Annotated in this window: 20 protein-coding genes and 2 pseudogenes; 7 read left to right on the top strand and 15 right to left on the bottom strand. The window is 72.6% G+C overall.

Annotated features, from left to right (window positions below):
• Positions 1 to 40 precede the first annotated feature (40 nt).
• Positions 41 to 323, top strand: a pseudogene (locus ACVHNB_RS22030) (IS5/IS1182 family transposase); the annotation flags it as partial.
• A 9-nt stretch (positions 324 to 332) separates the two neighbouring features.
• On the opposite strand, the gene ACVHNB_RS22025 reads toward ACVHNB_RS22030, so the two are convergent.
• Both ACVHNB_RS22025 and ACVHNB_RS22020 read right to left on the bottom strand, forming a co-directional pair.
• Complete coding sequence (locus ACVHNB_RS22025) at positions 333 to 848, bottom strand: DinB family protein (protein WP_428957002.1); 516 nt, start codon at positions 846 to 848, stop codon at positions 333 to 335.
• Between the two features lie 49 nt (positions 849 to 897).
• A complete protein-coding gene (locus ACVHNB_RS22020; protein WP_456225664.1) occupies positions 898 to 1,836 on the bottom strand; it encodes an NADP-dependent oxidoreductase in 939 nt (312 codons plus the stop codon).
• A gap of 120 nt (positions 1,837 to 1,956) precedes the next feature.
• On the opposite strand from ACVHNB_RS22020, the gene ACVHNB_RS22015 reads away from it, so the two are divergent.
• The 4 genes from ACVHNB_RS22015 (at position 1,957) to ACVHNB_RS22000 (ending at position 4,350) form a co-directional block, all read left to right on the top strand.
• Positions 1,957 to 2,499, top strand: a complete 543-nt coding sequence (locus ACVHNB_RS22015; protein WP_428957004.1) for an AAA family ATPase — start codon at positions 1,957 to 1,959, stop codon at positions 2,497 to 2,499.
• A gap of 296 nt (positions 2,500 to 2,795) precedes the next feature.
• Positions 2,796 to 3,380, top strand: coding sequence for an RNA polymerase sigma factor (locus tag ACVHNB_RS22010; protein WP_428957006.1), 585 nt, complete (start codon positions 2,796 to 2,798; stop codon positions 3,378 to 3,380).
• Positions 3,377 to 4,003 (top strand): Asp23/Gls24 family envelope stress response protein, encoded by a 627-nt coding sequence (locus ACVHNB_RS22005; protein WP_428957007.1) that lies wholly within the window; start codon positions 3,377 to 3,379, stop codon positions 4,001 to 4,003. The genes ACVHNB_RS22010 and ACVHNB_RS22005 overlap by 4 nt, the downstream gene beginning before the upstream one ends.
• Positions 4,000 to 4,350, top strand: a complete 351-nt coding sequence (locus ACVHNB_RS22000; RefSeq protein WP_428957008.1) for a hypothetical protein — start codon at positions 4,000 to 4,002, stop codon at positions 4,348 to 4,350. The genes ACVHNB_RS22005 and ACVHNB_RS22000 overlap by 4 nt, the downstream gene beginning before the upstream one ends.
• A 14-nt stretch (positions 4,351 to 4,364) precedes the next feature.
• Here the strand turns inward: ACVHNB_RS22000 and ACVHNB_RS21995 are convergent.
• The 6 genes and pseudogenes from ACVHNB_RS21995 to ACVHNB_RS21970 all read right to left on the bottom strand — a co-directional run.
• Positions 4,365 to 4,583, bottom strand: a pseudogene (locus ACVHNB_RS21995) (VOC family protein); the annotation flags it as partial.
• 22 nt (positions 4,584 to 4,605) lie between these two features.
• Positions 4,606 to 6,219 (bottom strand): N-acyl-D-amino-acid deacylase family protein, encoded by a 1,614-nt coding sequence (locus ACVHNB_RS21990; protein WP_428957009.1) that lies wholly within the window; start codon positions 6,217 to 6,219, stop codon positions 4,606 to 4,608.
• A gap of 47 nt (positions 6,220 to 6,266) precedes the next feature.
• Positions 6,267 to 7,700 carry a Na+/H+ antiporter NhaC family protein gene (locus ACVHNB_RS21985; protein WP_456225663.1) on the bottom strand — a complete coding sequence of 478 codons (1,434 nt, stop codon included), beginning with the start codon at positions 7,698 to 7,700 and terminating at the stop codon, positions 6,267 to 6,269.
• 75 nt (positions 7,701 to 7,775) lie between these two features.
• A complete protein-coding gene (locus ACVHNB_RS21980) occupies positions 7,776 to 9,137 on the bottom strand; it encodes a type III PLP-dependent enzyme domain-containing protein (protein WP_428957011.1) in 1,362 nt (453 codons plus the stop codon).
• Between the two features lie 130 nt (positions 9,138 to 9,267).
• The gene (locus ACVHNB_RS21975) at positions 9,268 to 10,947 is read right to left on the bottom strand and encodes a PucR family transcriptional regulator (RefSeq protein ID WP_456225662.1); all 1,680 of its coding nucleotides are present in this window, start codon (positions 10,945 to 10,947) and stop codon (positions 9,268 to 9,270) included.
• Between the two features lie 137 nt (positions 10,948 to 11,084).
• The gene (locus ACVHNB_RS21970; protein WP_456225661.1) at positions 11,085 to 11,663 is read right to left on the bottom strand and encodes a TetR/AcrR family transcriptional regulator; all 579 of its coding nucleotides are present in this window, start codon (positions 11,661 to 11,663) and stop codon (positions 11,085 to 11,087) included.
• 95 nt (positions 11,664 to 11,758) lie between these two features.
• Between ACVHNB_RS21970 and ACVHNB_RS21965 the strand changes: the two genes are divergently transcribed.
• Both ACVHNB_RS21965 and ACVHNB_RS21960 read left to right on the top strand, forming a co-directional pair.
• Positions 11,759 to 13,060 (top strand): MFS transporter, encoded by a 1,302-nt coding sequence (locus ACVHNB_RS21965; protein ID WP_428957014.1) that lies wholly within the window; start codon positions 11,759 to 11,761, stop codon positions 13,058 to 13,060.
• 74 nt (positions 13,061 to 13,134) lie between these two features.
• Entirely contained in the window at positions 13,135 to 13,683 is a 549-nt protein-coding gene (locus tag ACVHNB_RS21960) for an AraC family transcriptional regulator (protein WP_456228924.1), read from the top strand.
• Between the two features lie 189 nt (positions 13,684 to 13,872).
• Here ACVHNB_RS21960 and ACVHNB_RS21955 read toward each other — a convergent pair whose 3' ends face one another.
• The 7 genes from ACVHNB_RS21955 to ACVHNB_RS21925 form a co-directional block, all read right to left on the bottom strand.
• Entirely contained in the window at positions 13,873 to 14,553 is a 681-nt protein-coding gene (locus ACVHNB_RS21955; RefSeq protein WP_428957015.1) for a class I SAM-dependent methyltransferase, read from the bottom strand.
• A gap of 148 nt (positions 14,554 to 14,701) precedes the next feature.
• The gene (locus ACVHNB_RS21950) at positions 14,702 to 15,559 is read right to left on the bottom strand and encodes a carbohydrate ABC transporter permease (RefSeq protein WP_428957767.1); all 858 of its coding nucleotides are present in this window, start codon (positions 15,557 to 15,559) and stop codon (positions 14,702 to 14,704) included.
• A 35-nt stretch (positions 15,560 to 15,594) separates the two neighbouring features.
• A complete protein-coding gene (locus tag ACVHNB_RS21945; protein ID WP_428957016.1) occupies positions 15,595 to 16,566 on the bottom strand; it encodes a carbohydrate ABC transporter permease in 972 nt (323 codons plus the stop codon).
• The gene (locus ACVHNB_RS21940; RefSeq protein WP_428957017.1) at positions 16,563 to 17,891 is read right to left on the bottom strand and encodes an extracellular solute-binding protein; all 1,329 of its coding nucleotides are present in this window, start codon (positions 17,889 to 17,891) and stop codon (positions 16,563 to 16,565) included. The genes ACVHNB_RS21945 and ACVHNB_RS21940 overlap by 4 nt, the downstream gene beginning before the upstream one ends.
• Before the next feature lie 150 nt (positions 17,892 to 18,041).
• Entirely contained in the window at positions 18,042 to 18,827 is a 786-nt protein-coding gene (locus tag ACVHNB_RS21935; RefSeq protein WP_456225660.1) for a sugar phosphate isomerase/epimerase family protein, read from the bottom strand.
• Positions 18,824 to 19,849, bottom strand: coding sequence for a Gfo/Idh/MocA family protein (locus ACVHNB_RS21930; protein ID WP_456225659.1), 1,026 nt, complete (start codon positions 19,847 to 19,849; stop codon positions 18,824 to 18,826). Before ACVHNB_RS21930 ends, ACVHNB_RS21935 begins: the two co-directional genes overlap by 4 nt.
• Before the next feature lie 124 nt (positions 19,850 to 19,973).
• On the bottom strand, positions 19,974 to 21,131 hold the full coding sequence (locus ACVHNB_RS21925; protein WP_456225658.1) for a GntR family transcriptional regulator: 1,158 nt from the start codon (positions 21,129 to 21,131) through the stop codon (positions 19,974 to 19,976).
• Positions 21,132 to 21,163: the final 32 nt, after the last annotated feature.

Here is a 21,163-nt window from a genome sequence, read left to right as displayed (position 1 = left end):
GCGGATCTTGTGACCGCCTCGATCCTGGTTCGTTGGCCGTGCCGGTGAGGGCGGACGCCGCCCACTCGCCTTGCGGATCACCCCGGGTCGGTGGGGGCGACGCACCGCAGCTCATCCCGGTCCTGGAGCGTGCCCGTATCGCCCGTCAGGAGGGTGGGCGTCCGCGGACTCGGCCTGGCCATCTCGGCGGAGACAACGCCCATTCGTCCCGTCGTCACCGCAGCTACCTGCGGCGACGTCGGATCAGACACACGATCCCCGAACCGAAGAACCAGCGGGCCGACCGACAACCCAGAGGCAGTAGGGGCGGACGGCCCACCGGCGGGACCTGGTCAGTAATACCCCTTCGCTCCATCGAGCAGCTCTCTCACGATGTCCGCGTGCCCCGCGTGCCGCCCGGTCTCCTCGACGAGATGGATGAGCATCCAGCGGAGGTTGGCGTTGCCGGAGCGGTAGTCGGGGTGGCGGCCGACGTCGTCCAGTGAGGCCGCGGCCACGATCTCGTTGCCTCGGGCGCACTGGGCCTCGTACTCGTCGAGCAACTGCTTCAGCGAGACGCCGTCGGTGCGCCAGTCGGCGTCCTCGTTCGCCTCGTCGAAGGACGGGTTCTGCGTCTTGTCGCCGCCCAGGAACAGAACCTCCAGCCAGGTGTGCTCGACCCACCGCATGTGGCTGATGAGCCCGGCCATCGTCATCGTCGGCGAAGTCGGGATGACGGAGCGGTGCGCGTCCGCCTCGCTCAGGCCATCGCACTTCCATCTCAGGATCTGCCGTTGCAGATCCAGCCAGCCGATGAGCGCGGTGCGCTCGTCGGCCTGAAAGGGGGGACGCTCAAGTGAAGGTGCCATGCCTGCGGACGTTAGGCGCCCGGTCTCCGACTGTCGCCCGATTTTCGACTCAAGATCCCCCGGACAGGCCCTGGGGACGCAGCACGATCTTGCCGTGGGTGTGCCGCCGCTCCAGCTCGCGGAACGCGTCCCGCACCTGGTCCAGCGGATACGTCCGGGCGATCGGGACCTCCAGCTCCCCGCGCGCGGCCAGCCGGGCGAGCTCGCCGATCACCACCGCGCAGGCCGCCGAGCCCTCGCCATGGGTCCGGGCGCCGATCCTGGCCGCGGCCTGCCAGTCGCGGATGGTGTTGATCCGGTCGGGCCGCACGCCCAACTCCACGGCCAGATCGACGTAACCCTCGCCGAACGTGTCGATGAACGCGTCGACGTGCCCGCCGGCGGCCTGCCGGATCCGCTCGGCCACGCCTTCCCCGTACGCGACCGGGACGACGCCGTGCTTCTCCAACCACGCGTGGTTCCGCTCGCTCGCCAACCCGATCACCGTGGCGCCGCGCCGCCGGGCGAGCTGCACGGCGAACGACCCGACGCCACCCGCCGCACCGGACACCACGATTGTGTCGGCCGGTCCGGGGTCCACCGCGAACACACAGGCGTACGCGGTCGTGCCCGCCACGTACAGCGCTCCGGCGACCTCCCAGGGCAGCCCCTTGGGACGGGCGACCAGATTCACGTCGTCGACCACGACGAACTCCGCCTGGCTCGCCCTGTTGTGGGTGAAGCCCAGGACCTCGTCGCCCACCGCGAACCCGCGCACCTCCGGGCCTGCCTCCACCACGACGCCGGCCAGATCGCTGCCCTGCCCGGAGGGGAACGTCGCCGGCCAGCGTCCGTGCAGCGCACCCACCCGGATGTGCGTCTCGCCGGGCTGGATCCCGGCCGCACGGACCTCGACGAGCACCTGCCCGGGGCCGGGCACCGGCCGCTCGACCTCTTCCACCCGCAGCACATCGACCCCGCCGTACTCGTGGAACCGCACAGCCTTCATCGCGTGATCACCGCACTTCCTCGCTCGGACGTGGCACGTGGACCGCGCCACCGCGAGGAACGCTCAGGACCGTGCCCGTCTTCCCACCCGAACGTCACTGCCGTCGCTATCGTGCCGGGCGTGGTGGGAACCGAGGAGACGCGCCTGATCGTCGTGCGCGGCAACAGCGCATCAGGGAAGTCCTCCGTCGCGGCCGGTCTGCGCGAGACGTTCGGCCGGGGTCTGGCCCTGGTCGGCCAGGACAACCTTCGGCGGATCGTGCTGCGCGAGCGCGACCGGCCGGGCGCGGCGAACATCGGCCTGATCGGCCTGACCGCCCGCTACGCGCTGGACGCCGGCTTCCACACGGTCGTCGAAGGCATCATGTACGCCGACCGCTACGCCTCGATGCTCCAGGACCTGGTGCGCGACCACCGGGGCACCAGCCGCTGCTACTACCTGGACATCGCGCTGGAGGAGACACTCGCGCGGCACGCGACGAAGGCGGACCTGGAGTACCGCGCGCAGGTCACCGACGAGCACCTGCGGGACTGGTACCGCGAACGCGACCTGCTTCCCGAAGAGATCGAGACCGTGATCGACGCCCGGAGCACCCTGGACGAGACCGTGGCCCGCATCATGCGCGACACCGGGCTCGACCGCGTCGACGCGGTCGACCGCTGAGGCCGCGTGCAGGGCCCGGCCGCGGGTGGCTAGGCTCGGCCTGTGAACCCGCACGCGGTTCACCTCACGTCCGAGATCGGGACCCCGTACTCCACCAGCAGGTCGGCGTAGTCGTGCTCATGGCGGGTCCACTGTGGCACCCGATCGGGTGAAGTATCGTTCCGGGGCAATCCGCCTCCCCTCTCGCAACGGATCGACCATGTCGGAGTCGCTTGCCGGCGCTCCGTGGAAGTGACGCGTCACAAAAGCGGCGCATACGTGTCCAACGATCAGGACGAGACGAGAGGAGCCGCTCAGTGGCGGGGGCCCGCAAACACACCGCACCGCCGGACGGCCAGGGCGAAGGCGACGACGCTCTGCTGACGGCCCGGGCCGCGGAAGGGGACGAGGACGCCTTCGCGGTCCTGGTGCAGCGCCACGCCCCGGCGCTGATCCATCTGGCCACGCGCCTGCTCGGGAAGCGCACCGAGGCCGAGGACGCCGTTCAGGAGGCGTTCATCAGTGCCTGGCGGCGGCTGCCCGAGTTCCACGGCCGGTCGTCGTTCGGCACCTGGACGTACCGCATCGTGACCAATCGCTGCCTGAACGTCCTGCGCGCCCGCAAGCCGGTGGCGCCGCTGGAGACGGCGGGCGAGGTGCCCGCACCCGAGCACGCGGTGTCCCCGGCCCGGATCGCCGAGGGGCGTGACGCCGTGCGGGAGCTTCGCGGCGCGCTCGACCTGTTGTCGGCGGAGCAGCGAGCCTGTTGGGTGCTGAGAGAAGTGGACGGTCAGTCCTACGAATTCATTGCGGACGCGGTCGGTATCAGTCAGGAGGCTGTCCGCGCCCGTGTCTTCCGTGCACGACGCTGCCTGACACAAGCGATGGGGGCCTGGCGATGACCGCTCACACCGACCCGCCCAACACCCGCTCCGGCGCCGACGACGACGAGGAGCTGCCCTGCGGGAGGCTGCTGTCCGAGGTCTGGACGGCCTGGGAGGAACAGGCGGACGACCCGCACCTGGACACCTGCCTCCACTGCCAGGAGGCGGTACGCGATCTCGACCGGCTGGAGGTCGCGGTACGCGGCCTGCGGGAGGAGTCCCCGGACACGTCCGGCTGGGACGCCTCGTCGCTGACCCGGCGGGTGATGGACGTCGTCCGCCTCGAACTGCGCCCCGGCCGCCCCCTGCCGCTGGGGGAGCCGGACGAGAATCTGTGGATCATGGAGGCGGTCGCCGCGCGGACCCTGCGTGCGGCGGCCGAGACGGTGCCCGGGGTCAAGGCGGGCTCCTGTCGTATCCGGCCTGCGTCCGGGGGTGGTGCCGCCACCGGACCGGCCGAGGTCCGCCTCGAGATCCACGCGCCTTCCGACGCCGCCCTGCTCGACCTCGCCGAGGACGTTCGCACGCGGGTGCGCGACGCGGGGGACCGTGACCTGGGCCTGGACATCACTGCCGTGGACATCACCGTCACCGGCCTCATCGACAGCACGGACCTCGGCCAGGAAGGTCGTTCCCGATGACTCAGCAATCCGCGCCCGGCGCGCTCACCGACGAGATCGCGCGGGCCGTGGCGGACCTGCCCGGCGTCGCCTTCCTCAAGCCCAACCTGGCCGGCCGGCTGCGCTCGGCACTCACCCGGCCGGGACAGGCGTCGAACGGGGCGGCACCGGCCGGAGTCCGGCTGACCCGGGCGGACGGCGGCACAGGCCCCTGGAACATCGAGATCCAGCTCGTCGCCGTCGAGAAGGCCCGCACGGTGGACGTCGCCCGCGACGCCCGCAGAGCCGTCGACGCGTATCTGGCGTCGGCGCACCCGGAGCAGGCCGCCGAAGCGCGCGTCACGGTGATCGTGACGGGCCTGGTCTGACCCGCGGGACACGCCTACGTGCGCTGCGGGAACAGGCAGAACTCGTTGCCTTCGGGGTCGGCGAGGACGGTGCGGCCGTCATGACGCGCGAGAACCGCTGCCCCCAGCCCGGTCAGGCGGACGACCTCGGCCTCCACGTCGACGGCGCGGAGGCCGAGGTGCACACGGTTCTTCACACGCTTGTGCTCCGGGACGAGCTGGAACCACAGCCGGGGCTCGGGCCCAGCCGGCTCTCCGGCGTCACCGCGCTATCGATCAGGAACCCAGCGATCCCGCCGCCGAACGGTCCCGGCGCAGCACCCGGCCCGGCCGGGCCGACGTCATCGCGCCGTCGCGCAGGACGAACTCGCCGGCGACGAGCACATCGCGCACCCCGGTCGCGTACTGCCAGGGATCGGCGAACGTCGCCGTGTCGATGACGGCCGACGGGTCCAGGACGACCAGGTCGGCGACCTGTCCCGGCGCCACGGTGCCGCGGTCGGGCAGCGGCAGGCGTGACGCGGGCAGGGACGTCATCTTCCGTACGGCGTCGGCGAGTTCGAGGACCTGGTTCTCGCGGACGTAGCGGCCGATGACCCGGGCGAACGTACCGAAGTTGCGCGGATGGGGGTGGCCGTCGCCCGAGGCGTGGAGCACCCAGCCGTCACTGGCGACGGCACTGTCCGGGTGGCGCAGCACGGTGTCGACGTCACGCTCCGCCATGGCGTGGTTGACGATCATCACCTCGCCCTGGTGCGCGGCCAGGACGTCGAGGACGGCGGCGGCCGGTTCGGTGCCCTCGTCGCGGGCGATGTCGGCGATGCTGTCGCCGATCCGGTCGCTGTAGCGGCCCGGGCCCATCATCGCCAGGACGACTCCCTCGGGCAGGAAGGTCCGGCCGACGGCGGGCCGCAGGTCCGCGAGGATCCGCTCACGGGTGGCGGGGTCGGCGAGCCGCTCCAGCAGGGCGGCGGGGCCGCCGTCCATCGCCCAGTCGGGCAGCCGCGAGGTGAGCCGGGTGGAGGACGCGGTGTACGGGTAGACGTCGCAGGCCACGTCGAGGCCGTCCGCGGCGGCCGCGTCGATCAGCGACAGGGCCTGGTCGACCTTGCCGTGGTTCGCCGGCCCCATCGCCTTGAGGTGCGAGACCTGGAGGCGGACCCCGGACGCCGTCGCGACGCCCACGGCCTCCTCGACGGCCTCGATGAGCCGGTCGCCCTCGTCGCGCATGTGGGTCGCGTACAGCAGTCCGTGCCGGGCGGCCTCGGAGGCCAGGGCGACGATCTCGTCCGTGCTCGCGAAGGAGCCCGGGGCGTAGATCAGGCCCGTCGACATGCCGAACACGCCCTGGGCGGCCGCGGTCGCCAACAGGGCTTGCATGGCGTCGAGTTCGGCCGGCCCCGCCGCGGTGCGGGCGGCGCCCGTCACCGCGGTGCGCAGGGCGCCGTGCCCGACCAGCGGGGCCACGTTGAGGGCGGGACGCGCCGCCTCCACGGCCGCGGCGAACGCGTCGAGGTCGGCCCACTGGGCCCCGGCGAGCGTGCCGGGTCCGCCCGCGGCCGGGTCCTCGCCCGTGGCCAGCGGGAACGGTGACAGGCCGCAGTTGCCGGTCACCACGGTCGTCACGCCCTGCCGCAGACAGGCCTCCGCGTCGGGCATCGCCAGGACGGAGAAGTCCGCGTGCGAGTGGAGGTCGATGAAGCCCGCGGTGACCGTGAGTCCGGCCGCGTCGACGACGGTGGTGGCGGCCGCCGCCGGGTCGGGCGCGCCGACATGGACGACGCGCCCGTCACGGACACCGACGTCGGCGCGGCGCGGTGCGGCGCCGGTTCCGTCGATGACGGTGCCGCCGGTGATCAGGACGTCGTACGGGGCGGTGGGGGCGGTCATGTCGGCTCGCTTCCGGGGAGGTTCGGTCGGTGCGGGGCGGCGGGCGGTCACAGGACGAGGACGAGCAGCACGGTGTAGAGCGCGCACGCGGGGACGAGCAGTGCCCAGCCCGTGCCGAGGAGATAGGGCAGGCGGTCGGCGCGGGCCATGCCCATGGCCCCGACCATGTTGGCGTTGGGGAGCGGGCCGTAGGTGTCCGCTTTGGACGCCCAGAGCAGAATGATCACCCAGGCGGCCGGACCGATGCCCAGTTCGTCACCGAGCGGCCCGAACACCTCGCCGATGAGGATGACCTGCGCCGCGGTCGCCCCCGGCACGCCCACCCATCCCAGGGCCGCCACCGCCAGGGCGAACGGCACGGCCGACAGCCCGCGCAGGCCCGGACCGAACCGGTCGAGGACCACGTCGTACGGCTGCAACAGATCGATGAACCCGAACAGGGCGGCCAGCATCCAGAAGAGCAGCAGCATCGGGAGCATGCGGCGCGCTCCGGTCAGCACCGCGGCGCCCGCGCTGCGCGGGGAGAGACCGGCCGCGGCCGCCGTCACCACGATCAGCAGCGGCAGCGCGATCAGCGGGAAGGTGGTGTCGGCCTTGGTCAGCGTGGCGTAGCAGACGGTGGCGGCGAGCGTCCCGACGAACACCCACGTGGCGCGCCGGGTACGGGCGGCCTCCTGCGGTGTCGGGGTGACCTGCCGCTCCTCGGTCACCTCCTCGGGGAGGTAGTGGTCTCCCCGGGCGGCGCTGCGCCGCTGTACCCAGGGCACCACCACGGCGGCGAGCAGCAGTGACAGCACGGCGAGCGGGCCGGCGCCGACGGCGACATAGGTGAAGTAGCCGGCGTCGGCGGTGTTCATGATGGCGATGTTGGAACCGGCGAACGGGGCGAGGGCGAGCCCGGCGCAGCCGCCGAGGAACATCGTCGCCGCGGTCGCCGAGCGGGTGAAGCCGGCCCGGGCCGCGACCGGCACCAGCAGGGGCGCGGCGATGGCCAGCGCCCCGGCGAGGGTGCCGAGGCCGGCCACCAGGACCATGCAGGCCGCCATCATCCCGTACATGAGGACGGTGGTGCCGCGGCCGGCCGCGGCCCGCATGATGCCGCGGACGAGGGTGTCCGCGACGCCGGTGCGGCGCAGTACCTCGCCGGCCGCCGAACCGAGCACGATGATCAGGCCGATGACCGTCACCGGATCGGTCACGGAGGCACCGAGCACGTCACCGGCCCGCCCGGGAGAGGGCAGGGCCACGAGCGCGGCACTGATCAGGGCGACGCCGGTGACGAGGACGAGATCGAGGCCGGTGAGGGCCAGCACCGCGTACAGCGCGATCGGCAACAGGCCCCAGAGCGTGGGCGCCTGGCTCGTCAGACCGACGGCCAGGCTGAGCAGCAGGGCGACTACGGCCCCGCCCAGGGCGAGGGTGCGGCGCAGCGGACGGGCGGGTGCGGCGGCAGCGGCGTCGGGTATGGCGGACGGGGGCATGGCGGATCCTCGGAACGTCGAAACGGTGGGCATCGGCGTCGTGCGGGACGGGGAGGCGCAGCCACCCCGGGTGGATCAGTGCGTGGCGCGGGCGAGCGCGCTCAGCCGGTCGGCGTGCCGGGCGCCGCTCTCGGCCGCGATCTCGTCGAGGGTCTGCGCGTCGCGCACCGGGACGCACCGCACCCGGCCCTCGGTGTCCGTGGCGTATCCGTGCACGCCGGGCCTGGGCAGGCTGTTGTAGGCCCACGGCGTCGAGAAGTAGTAGGCCCCGGTGTCCCGCAGGACGACGAGGTCACCCTCCTCCAACAGCGGCAGGTCGCGGCCCTCGGCGACGACGTCGCCGGCGAAGCAGCACGGCCCCGCGACGTCCTGGGGCACGGCGGGACCGGGCTTCGGGTGTCCCTGGGCGTCGAAGGCGCCGACGCGCAACGGCCAGGCGCCGGGCATGAGTACGGTGCGGGTCGCGGTCTGCGCGCCCGCGTGCGTCACGGCGATCCGGCGGCCCCCGGACTGCTTCGCGTACTCGACCCGGGCCGCGATGAAGCCGTTCTTGGCCAGGAGCGAGCGCCCGAACTCGGTGACCAGGCCGTACCGCCCGTCGAACAGCCCGGGCTCCGCGGCCCGCAGGGCGCGCGTGTAGTCGTCGTAGGTGGGGCGCACGTCGTCGTCGGCGAAGTTGACGGGCAGGCCGCCGCCGATGTCGAGACTGGTGATCTGCTGCCGGCCGACGGCGGCGTTGATCTCCTCCGCGAGGCGGTACGTCTCGGCGATGCCCTCGGCGATCAGCTCCAACGGGCAGCCCTGCGAGCCGACATGGGCATGCAGCCGGGTCAGCCACGGGCGGCGCACGAACGCCTCGACGACCCGCTCGCGCCCGCCCGCGTCGCGCAGCGCGACGCCGAACTTCGACGTGGCGGTGGCGGTGCTCATCGCGCCGATGGACCCGCCGCCGACCTGGGGGTTGACCCGCAGTCCGATGACGGAGGCGCAGTCGTCGGGGCGCAGGGCGTCGACGCGAAGCAGCTCGTCGAGGTTGTCGGCGTTCAGGGCGACGCCCAGGGCCAGCGCCTCGGCGATCTCCTCGCGGGTCTTGGCGGGGGAGTCGAGCACGATGCGTTCGGGAGCGCATCCGGCGTCCAGGGCGAGCCGCAGCTCACCCGGGCTCGCGACCTCGCAGCCCATGCCGAGGTCGGTGAGCAGCCGCAGCACGGGAATCAGCGACGAGGCCTTGACGGCGAAGGTGTGCAGCACGTCGGGGACGGTGTCGAACGCGGCGTGCAGAGAGGCGACCGACGCGCGGACGCCGTCGGTGTCGAGGAACCCGGCGACAGGCTGCTCGGTGCTGATCAGCCCCTCGTCGACGGCGTGCCGCAGGACGGCGTGGACACGGTCGTCGGCCGGGCGCGGGGTCGGGGCGGGGACAGGGTGCGAAGTCACGTGCAGGCTTTCGGAACGGCGAAGGGGGAGTGCCTAGAGACTCGCGTCCACGGTCCGCCCCGTCATCGTGATCGGCTCCAAAAGACCGGCAGTTCCTTGTCCGTCGCTCCTAACACCCACCCGAACACGGTCAAAACCCCCGGGCGGGAGGCAGACCGCCGGGCTCGGCGAGGCGCACCGCGAGGGTGACGATCAGACGCGTGTCGGGGTCGTCGAGGTCGATGCCGAGGCGTTCCCGTACGCGCTTGAGCCGATAGCGCAGCGTGTTGGGGTGCAGGACGAGCCGCTGCGCGGCGCGCGGGATGTCGCCCGCGGCGTCCAGGTAGGCGGCGAGCGAGCGGACCAGCTCACCTCCCGTGGCCAGATCGGCGAGCACCATGTCGTGGACCGGCCCGCCGGCCCGCTCCCACAGCGGCCGGATCGCGTCGAGGATCCGCAGCACCGCCACACTCTGCCGGAGGTCTCCGGGAGCGGCATACCGGGCGGCAGCCCGCTCACTCGGTCCGTCCGGCGTCCTCGGGGCCCGCGCCTCGCGTTCCCGCAGGGCACGGACGACGAGCCGCGCCTCCTCGCACGACGCGACGGCGTCCAGGGGCGAGGTCACCACGGGTCCCGCGCCGACCCATACGTCCGGGGCGTCCGGCATGGCGGCGGCCAGCGAGGCGAGGTCGCGGGCGAGTTGGGCGACATCGCGTTCGTCGGCGTCGGGCACGGGCAGCAGCACGGTGAGCCGGTGGCTCTCGCGCAGGTAGCGGGCGGTGGGCCGATGCGCCTGGGCCTGCAGGGCGAGTGCCTGGAAGGTGCGCTCGGGGAACGGGGCGGCGCTGTTGCCGCTCTCGGCGACCAGCACGGCGCAGGGCTCCTCCGGGGTCAGGCCGAGCGCCCACACGTGGGTGCGGCGGTCGCCGTCGCCGGACAGCAGACCCCGTACGGCGTGTTCCTCGCGGCGCCGGTTGCTGCTGACCCGGAGGCGGTGCTGCAGCAGATAGGGCGCGGCGACCTCCGCGGCACGGCGCAGTGCCTCCGGGGCGTCCGCCGAGAAGCTCCGCCCGTCGGCCGCCGCCCAGATCGAGCCGAGGATCTCGCCGCCGCTGCGGATCGCGACGACCAGACGCTCGGGGCCCGTGTCGTCCGCCGGCCGGTGGATGACGTCGCGGGAGGTCCACAGGGCGCGCAGCAGTCCGGCCCGTCGCAGTTCGGTCACCCGCCAGTCGGGGACCTTGCCGCCGAGGATCGTGGACCGGCGCATCGGATCGGCGTCGGGCCCGGTCGCGGAATGGGCCAGGACGCGGAACTGGGTGTCCTCCACGGTGATGGAGGCCCGGCAGTACCGAGCGGCCTCCGCGGCCAGCACGGCGAGCCCGCCACCGGCGATGTCGCCCGCGGACCGATGACCGGTGCCCACGGCGGCGAACGCCGAGGCGGACCGCAGCAGTTCGACCGTGTCCGCCCAGTCCGCCCACCCGGCCCGCACGAGCACGGCGATGCCGCTCTCCCGCGCCGCCTCGACGATGCCGGGTGCCGGTGGCGCCCCGTCCACGCCGCGCAGCACGACGGCGACGGCCCCCGAGGCGGCCACCTCGCGCACCCGCTCGGCCGCCGCCTCGTCCGACGCGAGCCCCGTGGCGAGCACGATCCGTCCGTCGTGGGAACGCGCGGCGTCCTCCTCGCCGATGATCACCCCGCGTACGGCGACGTCCTGCCCGCGCGGCGCGACGTGCAGGCGCAGCACACCGTCCTCGTCGTAGTCGAGGATCTGCCGCAGGGTCACGTCCTGATGCGGCTCGCCCTCCGGGGAAGCGCTGGTCATCGCAGGGGGCATCGGCATCGGGGGCAGTGGCGGGGCATGGCGATCACCAGAGCAGGATACGAAGCGTCGCGCCGGGCCGGCCCGCGCGGGGGACCGGCTGCGAGGAGTGCGGGACTCAGTGGCCGGTGCGCACAGGTTCAGGCGCGGTCAGGATCCTGGGGCGGGAGATTGACGCCGACCGCTTCGACGATGGCGGCGACGTCCTCGCGCGGCATCGGCTCCGCGTCCAGCGAATTGTGGATGGACAGGCCCTCCACCAGCGCGTCCAGAGCGCGAGCCGTCCGAGGATCGAAGTGCCTGCTCAGCGACGTCCGACTGGCGTTCAGCCAGGACCTGATGACCCCGAGCAGCGCTGGATTGCGCGAGGCGAAGGCGTACAGCTCGTAGCAGAGGATGAGCTCCCGGCGGCTTCCGTGCTGCGGCCCGCAGATGATCTCCACCACGGCGGCGCGCGCCTCCGTGACCGTGTCGGCGGCGCGCAGCTGCTGGTGGTAGCGGGCGGACATCGACTCGGCGAGACGGGTGAAAGCTTCGATCAACAGGTCCTGCATGCCCCCGAAGTAGTAGGTCATCGACCCGAGCGGAACTCCCGCGGCCTCGGCGATACGCCGGTGTGTGGCGCCGGTGACCCCGTGTTCGGCGATGACGTCCAGTGCCGCGTCGATGATGCGGTCCCGGCGTCCCGGGTCGTTCGGGCCACGAGAGGTACCGGTCACGTGATCCTCTGCCTCCTGCCTCCGCGGGCGTGTACGTTTGTACATACTCAGTCGCTGGTGTCACCACCCTGCCGCGTTCACGTGAAAGAGACCTCATGGACCTGGCCACGCGCCGCCGCCGGACAGCATTGTTCCTGTTCTTCCTCATACCCGGCCTGTCGATCTCCTCCTGGGTGACCCGCACACCCGACATCAGGGACCGACTCGACGCCTCGACCGCGCAGATGGGGCTCGTCCTGTTCGGACTGTCCGTCGGCTCCATGGCCGGCATCCTCGGCTCCGGAGCGCTCGTCGCCCGCTTCGGCACCCGTCCCGTCATGGGCGTCGGCACCCTGCTCGTCATCCTCGGCCTCGCCGTCATCGGCGGCGGCGCGATGCTCTCCTCCGCCCCCGCCGTCACGTCCGGACTGTTCCTCTTCGGCGCCGGGATGGGTGGCGGGGAGGTCGCGATCAACATCGACGGTGCCGAGGTCGAGCAGGTCACCGGTCGGACGGTCCTGCCCACGCTGCACGGCTTCTTCAGCCTCGGAACCGTCGTGGGGGCGGGGATCGGCATCTGGTGCACCGCCGTCGACTTCCCGGTGCTGTGGCACATGGCGGCCGTGTTCGCCGTGACGGCGGGCATGTTCGCCTACGGAATCCGGGCCATTCCCGGCGCCGTGGGCAAGCGCAGCGGCGTCCGGCCGGCCCAGGAGCACACCGGATCATCACGAGCGCGGCTCTGGAAGGACAACAGGCTGCTCCTGATCGGTGGCGTCATCCTGGCCATGGCGCTCGCCGAAGGAGCGGCGAACGACTGGCTGCCGCTGCTCATGGTCGACGGCCACGACGTCGACCCCGCTCTGGGCTCGGCCGTCTACGCGGGCTTCGCGGCGGCCATGACCCTGGGACGCTTCTCCGGCGGGTTCTTCATCGACCGTCTCGGCCGCGCCCCCGTCGTCCGGGCCAGCGCCGTCTCCGCGACCCTCGGCATCGCCCTGGTCGTCTTCGCCGACTCGGCCGTCCTGGCCGGCGCCGCGGTCCTCTTCTGGGGGCTGGGGGCCTCGCTCGGGTTCCCCGTCGCCCTCTCGGCCGCGGGTGACTCCGGCCCCGACGCGGCGGCCCGGGTCAGCCTGGTCGCGATGATCGGCTACATCGCCTTCCTCGTCGGCCCTCCCGGCCTCGGCTTCCTCGGCGACCACTACGGCCTGCGCACCGCCATGATCGCCGTCCTCGCGCTCACCACCCTGGCGATCTTCTTCGCCCCCGCCGTCGGCGGGCGCTCGGCCAAGGCTCTGCCCGTCACCGACGTGCCGTCGGCGGCCGAGAGGCCGACCGAGGGGAGTGTGTGCGCCGAGACCCCCGGGTCCGGAGACCTCGCCCGGAATGGGGGAGAGCGGAGTGGGGGCGAGGGGTGAAATCGCCCTACCGGCTGGTCAGTTGTACGTCACGCAGGGGCCCCGGGCGCTGAGTCCCGCCGGGCCCGGTTCCGATCGGCGATCGCTGCCGCAAGGACGGCCTGGAGGCCTTCATCACGACGCCGGCGCCGCGGGTCACTTCGATGAGCGGCGTCGAGGTGGCCGGGCAACGGCCCATGGAATTCGTGACCGAGGCCGATGTCGTGCTGATCGGCAGCGGGGTGCAGACACGCGAGGTGGTCGCCGACGACCGGCTGATCTCCCGGCTCTCGCTCGACCCCGTACGTCAGTTGATCGGCTCGCAGTGCTCCGGCGCACCGGTGCTGGCCCGGCTCGGGCTGCTGACGGGCATGCCGGCCTGCACGGACCGGACGAGCCAGCCCTTCGTGGAAGCCTGCGACGTGACCGTGCTGGACGCCCCCTTCCACGCCGAGGGGAACATCGCCACGGCGGGCGGCTGCCTGGCAGCGCAGTACCTCGCCACCTGGGTCATCACCCGCACGCTCGGGGGGCCGGCCGCGCGCGACGTCCTCGACTACGTGGCACCGGTCGGCGAGAGCGAGGAGACCGTCGAACGCGCCCTGCGTGCCGTCCGCTCCGGCGAGGCCGCGCTGCGCTCCTGAGCGCCCGGCCGGCTCAGTAGATGTTCGCCTCCACGTCGGGGCCGGTGGCGGTCCCGCCCCCGAGGGAGCCGAGGGACCGCACCGCCTCGTGGGTCTTGGATCCCGGGTGTGACGGGCGGTGCCCCTCGTTCTACCGCGCTGCCACCCCGCCGATCAGCCGCTCGCTCGCCTGGAGGAAGCGGAGCGGTCTCAGCGCAGCCGGCGCGCGCGCACCACCACGTCGTCCGTGTGATGCGCCCCGGCCCCGCCCTCGGGCGCCACCCGCGGTCGCTCCTCGTCGACCTGCACCTCCCAGTCCTCGTCGAACAGGGCGGAGACCATCGACGGCCAGACGTAGTCGGCCGGGTCGAAGCCGCCGTCGTCCGGGCCGTGCGTGTCCATCCCCGCATGGTGCACGAGCAGCAGGACGCCGCCGGGCGCGACGGCCGCGAGCAGCGCGCGCTCGGCGGCGGCGTCGGGGGTGCGCAGGAGGGCCGGGTACTGCGCGGAGACCAGGTCGAAGGAGGCCGGCGGGAGCGCCGCCTCCGTCAGCGTGGCGTGCACCCAGCGAACGGTCTGGCCGGCGTCCCGCGCATGCTCGGCGGCCCGCTCCAGTGCCACTCCGGAGACCTCGAGCGCGGTCACGTCCCAGCCGCCGCGCGCGAGCCAGATGGCGTCCGCGCCCTCGCCGCAGCCGACGTCGAGCACCCGCCCCGGGGTGAGCCCGGAGACCTCTGCCACCAGCGCACCGTTCGGTTGACCGCTCCACAGCTGCGCCCGGTCGGCGTACCGGTTGTCCCACTCTGCCCGCACCGCGGGGTCTCCGACGTATCCGTCACCCGTCGGTGACGCGCCGAACGCAGTCGATCCTGCCGAAATGTTGTCAGTCACGGGCCCACTGTCGTCCCACCGCATCGGGTCCCGCCACTTCTGTTGCCGGCTCGGCAAAACGCCGCCCGACATCACGGGCGCCCGCACCGCACGTCCGGTCGGCCGAGCCCGTCGCGGACCTCGGCCGACCGGCCCGCACGCCGTGCGGCTACTTCACGGAACCCGCGGTGAGCCCCGACTTCCAGAACCGCTGCAGCAGCACGAACGCGATCACCAGCGGCAGGAGCGCCAGCAGGGAACCGATCACCATGAGCGGGTAGTAGTCGGGAACGATCGGTGCGGCGGCGTTCCAGCTGTAGAGGCCGAGGCTGAGCGGGTAGAGCTTCTCGTCGTTGAGCATCACCAGCGGCAGGAAGAAGTTGTTCCAGATCGCGGTGAGCTGGAACAGGAAGATCGTCACATAGCCCGGGGCCATCATCCGCAGTCCTACCGACAGGAAGGTCCGCAGCTCGTCGGCCCCGTCCACGCGCGCGGCCTCGAGGACTTCGCCGGGCACGTACGAGGCCGCGAACAGCCGTCCCAGGTAGACCCCGAAGGGGTTGAACAGGACGGGGACGAACACGGACCACACGGTGTTGGCCAGGTGCACGCCGGAGACCATCAGGTACAGCGGGAGGGCCAGGACGGTGGCCGGCACCATCACGGACACCAGGACCAGCGCGAAGAGCTGCCGTTTTCCGGCGAACTCGTACTTCTCGAAGGCGTATCCGGCCGCGACGCTGATGAGCGCGCCGAGCCCCGCGCCGAGTACCGCGTACAGCAGGCTGTTGCCGTACCAGCGCAGGAAGATTCCGTCGCCCTCGTCCAGCAGCGCACGGAGGTTGTCCAGCAGCGCGAAGTTCTTCGGGTCGAAGAAGTCGGACGCGAACAGCGACTGCCGGTCGACGGTCGATGCCATGAGCAGCCAGACCAGCGGGAGCAAAGCGTACAGAGCGGCGACGGCGACCAGCAGGTTCGCCACGGTCCGGCTGGACCAACGGCCGCTGCCGGCAGGGCTGTTCGGCACCGTGGACCGGCGTCTCGGGGAGGGGATGGTCGTCGTCACGCTCTCACCTTCTTCGGGCGTTCCGCGGTCACTCGGGTGACGGCGAAGGACAGGAGGCAGCACACGCCGAGGAGCAGCATGGAGGCGGCGGCCGCGAGGCCGTAGTTGTTGCGGGTGAACGCGGCGTCGTAGATGTACATGCTGGGGGTGAACCGCGGACCCACCAGCGGGCTGGTCTTGCTCAGCAGCATCGGTTCGGTGAACAGCTGCAGCGCCCCGATGGTGGTGAAGATGACGATCGTGGTGACGGTGCTGCGGATCATCGGCACCTTGATCCGCAGCGCGGTGCGCACGGGGCCGGCGCCGTCCACCGCGGCGGCCTCGGTGACGTCGGGGGGTATCGCGCGCAGCGCCGCGAAGAAGATCACCGTCGTGTAGCCGAGACCGCTCCACATCGCGATGTTCACCAGGGACGGTACGAGCATGTCGAGCGACAGGAAGTCGACGTCGACCGAGAGGTCCTCCAGCGCCCCGAGCACCGGGGAGATGCCCGGCGTGTAGAGGTACAGCCAGATCACCGTGGCGATGATCCCGGGCACGGCGTGCGGGACGAACAGCACCGTCTGGCTGAGCGGGCGGGCGCGGATCCAGCCGGAGTCGAACAGCAGGGCGAGGACCAGGGCGCCGGCCACGACGGCGGGGATGAACACCAGCGCGTACAGCAAGGTGATGCCGACACCGCGGACGAACGACGGATCGTCCAGCACGGCCGCGTAGTTGCGCAGCCCGGCCCACGCGGTGTGCGCATTGCCGAAGCCGAGTCCTTCGTGGGTGGTGGAGAAGAAGCTCAGGTAGAGCGCGTACAGCGTCGGCAGGATGAAGACGGCGAGCAGCAGGGCCACGAACGGACCGAGCAGCACACCGACGGCGACGCGCCGGGAGGCGCGGCCGGTCCGTCGGGCCGGGGCCGTGGCGCTGCGGCGGGTGCGTGCGGTGGCAGCCGTGGTGGGCCGGGTGATGGTGCTCATGCCGTCCTCACCGAGAGTCCCAGGCTGCGCAGGTCCGGCAGCGTCTCCGCCTGCGCCTGGCGCAGGGCGTCCGTGATGGTGGTGCCGTACTTGAGCCGGGCGAGAGCCTGGTGCAGGGACGTCGCGGTGGCCTGCATGCGCGGACCCCAGACCCAGCCGGTGCGCAGGATCTTCGACTGGCCGGCGAACAGCCCGTAGACGTTCTGCCCCGCGTAGAAGTCGGGCGTGAACTGGCGGGACGCGGGCCTGACGAGGTCGGTGGCGGCGGGGAAGAGGCTGGACGTGCCGCCGCCGAGGCGGGCGACGATGGCCTCGGGTGATGTGGTGAGCCACTCGATGAACTTCATCGCCCGCTCCTTCTTGTTGCTGTCGGCGGTGATGGCGTGGACGGAGACGCCGTCCGTGCCGACCACCGGCTTGTCCGGGTCCCATTGCGGCAGCGGTGCCGCCCGCCAGCTGCCGGCGGTGTCGGGGACCGTGCGGGACAGGGCTGCGAGGCCCCACGGCCCCACCAGGTGCGAGGCGACGCGGCCGCCGGCGAGGGCCGACATCCATTCCTGGCTGCTGCCGGGGGCGACCATGAGCAGGTCCTCGTCGACCATGGACTGCCAGAACTCGGCGACGCGCACCGAGGATTCGTCCAGGAAGTCCACCTTCCAGGCATCGTCGGTGATGTCGAACCACTGACCGCCGGCCTGCATGGCGTGGGCGGCGAGCACGTTGTACGCGTTGGGGTGCAGGGTGCCCAGGCGCAGCCGGGGGTCGGACCGCTTGAGGCGACGTGCGGCGTCCCGGTACTCGGCCCAGGTCGTCGGCGCCTGGATGCGGTGCTTGCGCAGGATGTCCTCGCGGTAGACGAACATCATCGGCCCGAGGTCGAGCGGGATGCCCCACGCACGGCCGCCCAGTTCGGCGTTGGTCCACGCCTGCGGCCCGAGTTGGGAGCGCAGCCGCGGGGTGACGAGAGCGGTGACGTCGGCGCAGACGCCGTCGATCGCGAACGAGGGCAGGTCTGCGTCGACGAGCGAGACGATGTCGGGGGCGTTGCCCGCGCGGGCCGCGTTGGACAGCTTGGCGTTGCCGCCCGCGAGGCCGGAGGTGACCATGTCGAAGACCACGGGGTCGTCGGGGTGAAGCTCGTTCCACTTCGCGACCATGGTGTCGGTCCCGCGCAGGGCGGACCACAGGGTGAGCGGGCCGTCCGGGTTCCGGCGATCGGCGGCCGCGGTGCCGCACCCGGCGGTCGCCGCCGCGAGGGTGGTACCGAGAGCGGCGCGCAGGACGGTGCGTCTGCCGGGGGACCGGCCGTGCGGTGCGATGCGCATGGTGCACTCCTTGTCGTGGGAGGGGACGAGTACGAGGCCGTGCGGGGTCGGGGACGCGACGGCGCGGAGGCCGCTGCGGGCACCGGCAGCGCCGTAAGAGGGGGTCCGGGGCGAGGGAGGCGGAAGCGGCCGTGCCGTTCGCGCCCGCCGTCATGGACGCCCGGGACCGTCGAAGAGGGACCGGAATGCGGTGAGGGCGTGGTCGAGCGGGTCGGCGTCCGGGTACCAGGCGCGTTCCCACTCCAGGCTGAGCGGGCCGGTGTAGTCGATCTGCCGCAGCGCGCGGAGCATGTCGTGCAGTGGCACGGCGCCGTGCCCGGGGAGTACGGGCCGCAGGTCGGTCGTGGTGGCGACGTCCTTGAGCTGGGCGTGCCGGAGCCAGGGGGCCAGTCGGCGGGCGGTGGCGGCCAGGGGCTCGCCGGCCCGCCAGGGGTTGACCACGTCCCAGACGGCACCGACGGCGGGGGAGTCGACCCCTTCGAGGACCTGCGCGACCAGGTCGCCGGTGAGGAAAGCGTCGTGGGTCTCCAGCAGGATCGACACCCCGAGGTCCTCCGCGTGCGGAGCCGCCGCGGCCAGCATGCGGACCGCACGCCGCCGCCGTTCGCCGGGCGTGCCGTCGTACTCGCCGCCGAAGACGCGCACCCCGTCGGTGCCCAGCCGGGCCGCCTGGCCGAGGACGTCGACGAGCAGTTCCAGCTGTTCGGGGCCGCCGGTGAGGCGGACGTACGACGCGAGACAGGCCACGCTCAGACCTGCCCCGCTCAGCGTCGTGGCGAGCCGGGCGACCTTGTCGGGCGGAGTGCCGGGGGCGATCAACTGACCTTCGGTGCACCGCAGTTCGACCGTCGTCACGCCGTGGGCGCGGGCGAGGCGGATCACCTCGTCGACATCGGCCTCGGGGCATCCGAGCGTGCTGAAGGCGAGTCGGCTCATGAGGCCGGTACCGGGGCCGGGGCGCCGAGCACGACGGGCGCGGCGCGCTCGGACGCCGCGTAGACGGCCAGGGCCGCGGCGACGACCGAGCGGCCGTAGTCGCCGGTCACGTACGCGGCGGCGTCCTCACCGCGAACGGCCGCGGCGAAGCCGTCCAGTTGGGCGCGGAAGGCCCGCTCGTGCCCGGGGCCGCGGTCGGCCAGGGGTTCGGACCGGCCGCCGCGCAGGAGGCTGAGGCCGTCGTGGTGGGACAGCCGGAGCGTGGCCTCGTCGAGCATGATCTCGGTCTCGTCGTAGAAGGGCACGCCGCGGCTGGTGAGGGTGATGTTGGCGCTGACGCCGTTCTCGAGGTCGATCAGGGCGAGCGCGTCCGTCTCCACGTCCATGCCGGGGCGGCCGCGGACGGTTCCGGTGACCCGGGCGACGGGGGAGCCGGCGAACCACTGGATACGGTCCAGCCCGTGGGTGCCTACGTTGAGGACGATGCCGCCGCCTGCGACGACCGGGTCGAAGAACCAGGAGGGCCGCGACCCCGGGGTGTAGTGAGCGGAGCGGCGATGGGCAATCAGGTGCGGTGTCCCGTAGCGCCCCGAGGTGAGGATGCGGCGTGCCTCGCGCGCGACGGGGTCGAAGTGGATGACGTGCCCGACGGCCAGCAGCACTCCGGCCCGCTCGCAGGCGGCGATCATGGTGGTGCAGTCCTCGACGGTCGTGGCCATCGGTTTCTCGACCAGAACGTGCAGCCCCGCCCGCGCGGCCTCCAGCGTCATCGGCAGGTGCAGGGAGTGCGGGGCCGTGATGATCACGGCGTCGAGCCCGGCGCGCGCGAACATCTCCTGGTGTTCGGTGAACACCGGGGCGCCGGGCGGGGCGAGTTGCCCGGCGAGTTCCCGCCGGGTGTCGCAGACCGCGGCGATCTCATACGAGACGGCTCCGGCGGCGGCCCGGACATGGTCGGCGCCGACGGAGCCGGCTCCGACCAGGCCGATGCGCAACCGGCCGGAGGGTGCAGCGGATGTCACGTGGTTCTCCTCTGGGGAGGGCTCGGACGGGTGACGACCCGGCGGGGCGGGGTCGTCCGGGCATGACCGACCGGACCGGCGCGCACGGTCGAACGCGGCGGCCGATCGGTGGAGTTGGGGGGGGCTAGAGCGTCGGAACGGCGGGAGAACGTGCCTCGGTCGTGCCCGGCCCCGACGGTGACGCGCCGCCGCACGATGCGCGGACGACCAGCCGGGGCAGCAGGTCGACCCGCTGCGCCGGTGTGTCGGGTCCGCCGTTCATCCGGGCCAGCAGCAACTGGGCGGCGAGCACGCCCACTTGGGTCTTGGGAGGTGAGACCGCGGTCAGGGGCACGTCGCCGACCTCGGCGACCTCGTCGTCGTAGGCGACCACGGCGAGGTCGTCCGGAACGCGCAGGCCCTGCCGCCGCGCCTCGACCACGAGGGCCGCCGCGTCCCGGTCGCCCAGGCAGAACACCGCGGTGAGACCGACGTCCACACAAGTCCGCACGTACAAGGAGATGTCCTCGGGGGTCCAGGTCCTGCGGCGGGTGACGGCCTCGGCCGGCACGGAGAGCCCGAGGTGGGCGCAGGCGCCGTCGAAGCCCTCGGCCACCAGGTCGGACGTGCCGGTGGCGAGCCGCCCCAGGTGACCGATCCGGCGGTGCCCCAGGCCGTACAGGTGACGCAGGGCCAGACACACACCGCCGGCGTGGTCGGTGCGCACGTACGACGTCGGGTCGTCCGGCGCGGGCCGGGCCGGACGCCGCTCCACCAGCACGTAGGGGACGGGAAGCCGGCGCAGATCGTCCACGTAGTCCTGCGGATCGGGCATGAGGTGCAGGTTCGGGACGAGGAGCAGTCCGTCCAGGTCGGTCTCGCGCATCCCGCGCAGTTCGTCGCGCTCGACGTCGAGATCGTAGGCGGAGGAAGCGAGCAGCACGCTGACCCCCGCCTCGCGCAGGACCTGCTGGATCCCCTCGACGACGCGCGGATAGTAGTACGTCGTCGACGGCACCAGCACCCCCACGAGCCGGCGCGGCATCGGGGCGGATCCCGGCCGGGGGCAGACGAACGTGCCTGCGCCCTGGCGCCGTTGGATCGTCCCGTCCTCGACGAGCTCGCCGACCGCGCGCCGCACCGTGTTGATGCTGACGCCCAGGGTCTCGGCCATTTCGCGTTCCACGGGCAACTGGGCGCCCACCGGCCAGATGCCCCTGGCTATCTCGGAACGGAGCCGCTCGGCGACGCGTCGGTACTTGGGTCCCCGAAGGAATGAATCCTTCTCATCTGCCGACTTCATGCCGGGAGATTGCAGCATTCAAACTCGTGCGT

Source organism: Streptomyces sp. YJ-C3, assembly GCF_053891275.1.
The sequence above is the reverse complement of the archived record's forward strand: the minus strand, read 5'-3'. Positions and strand labels throughout refer to the sequence as shown.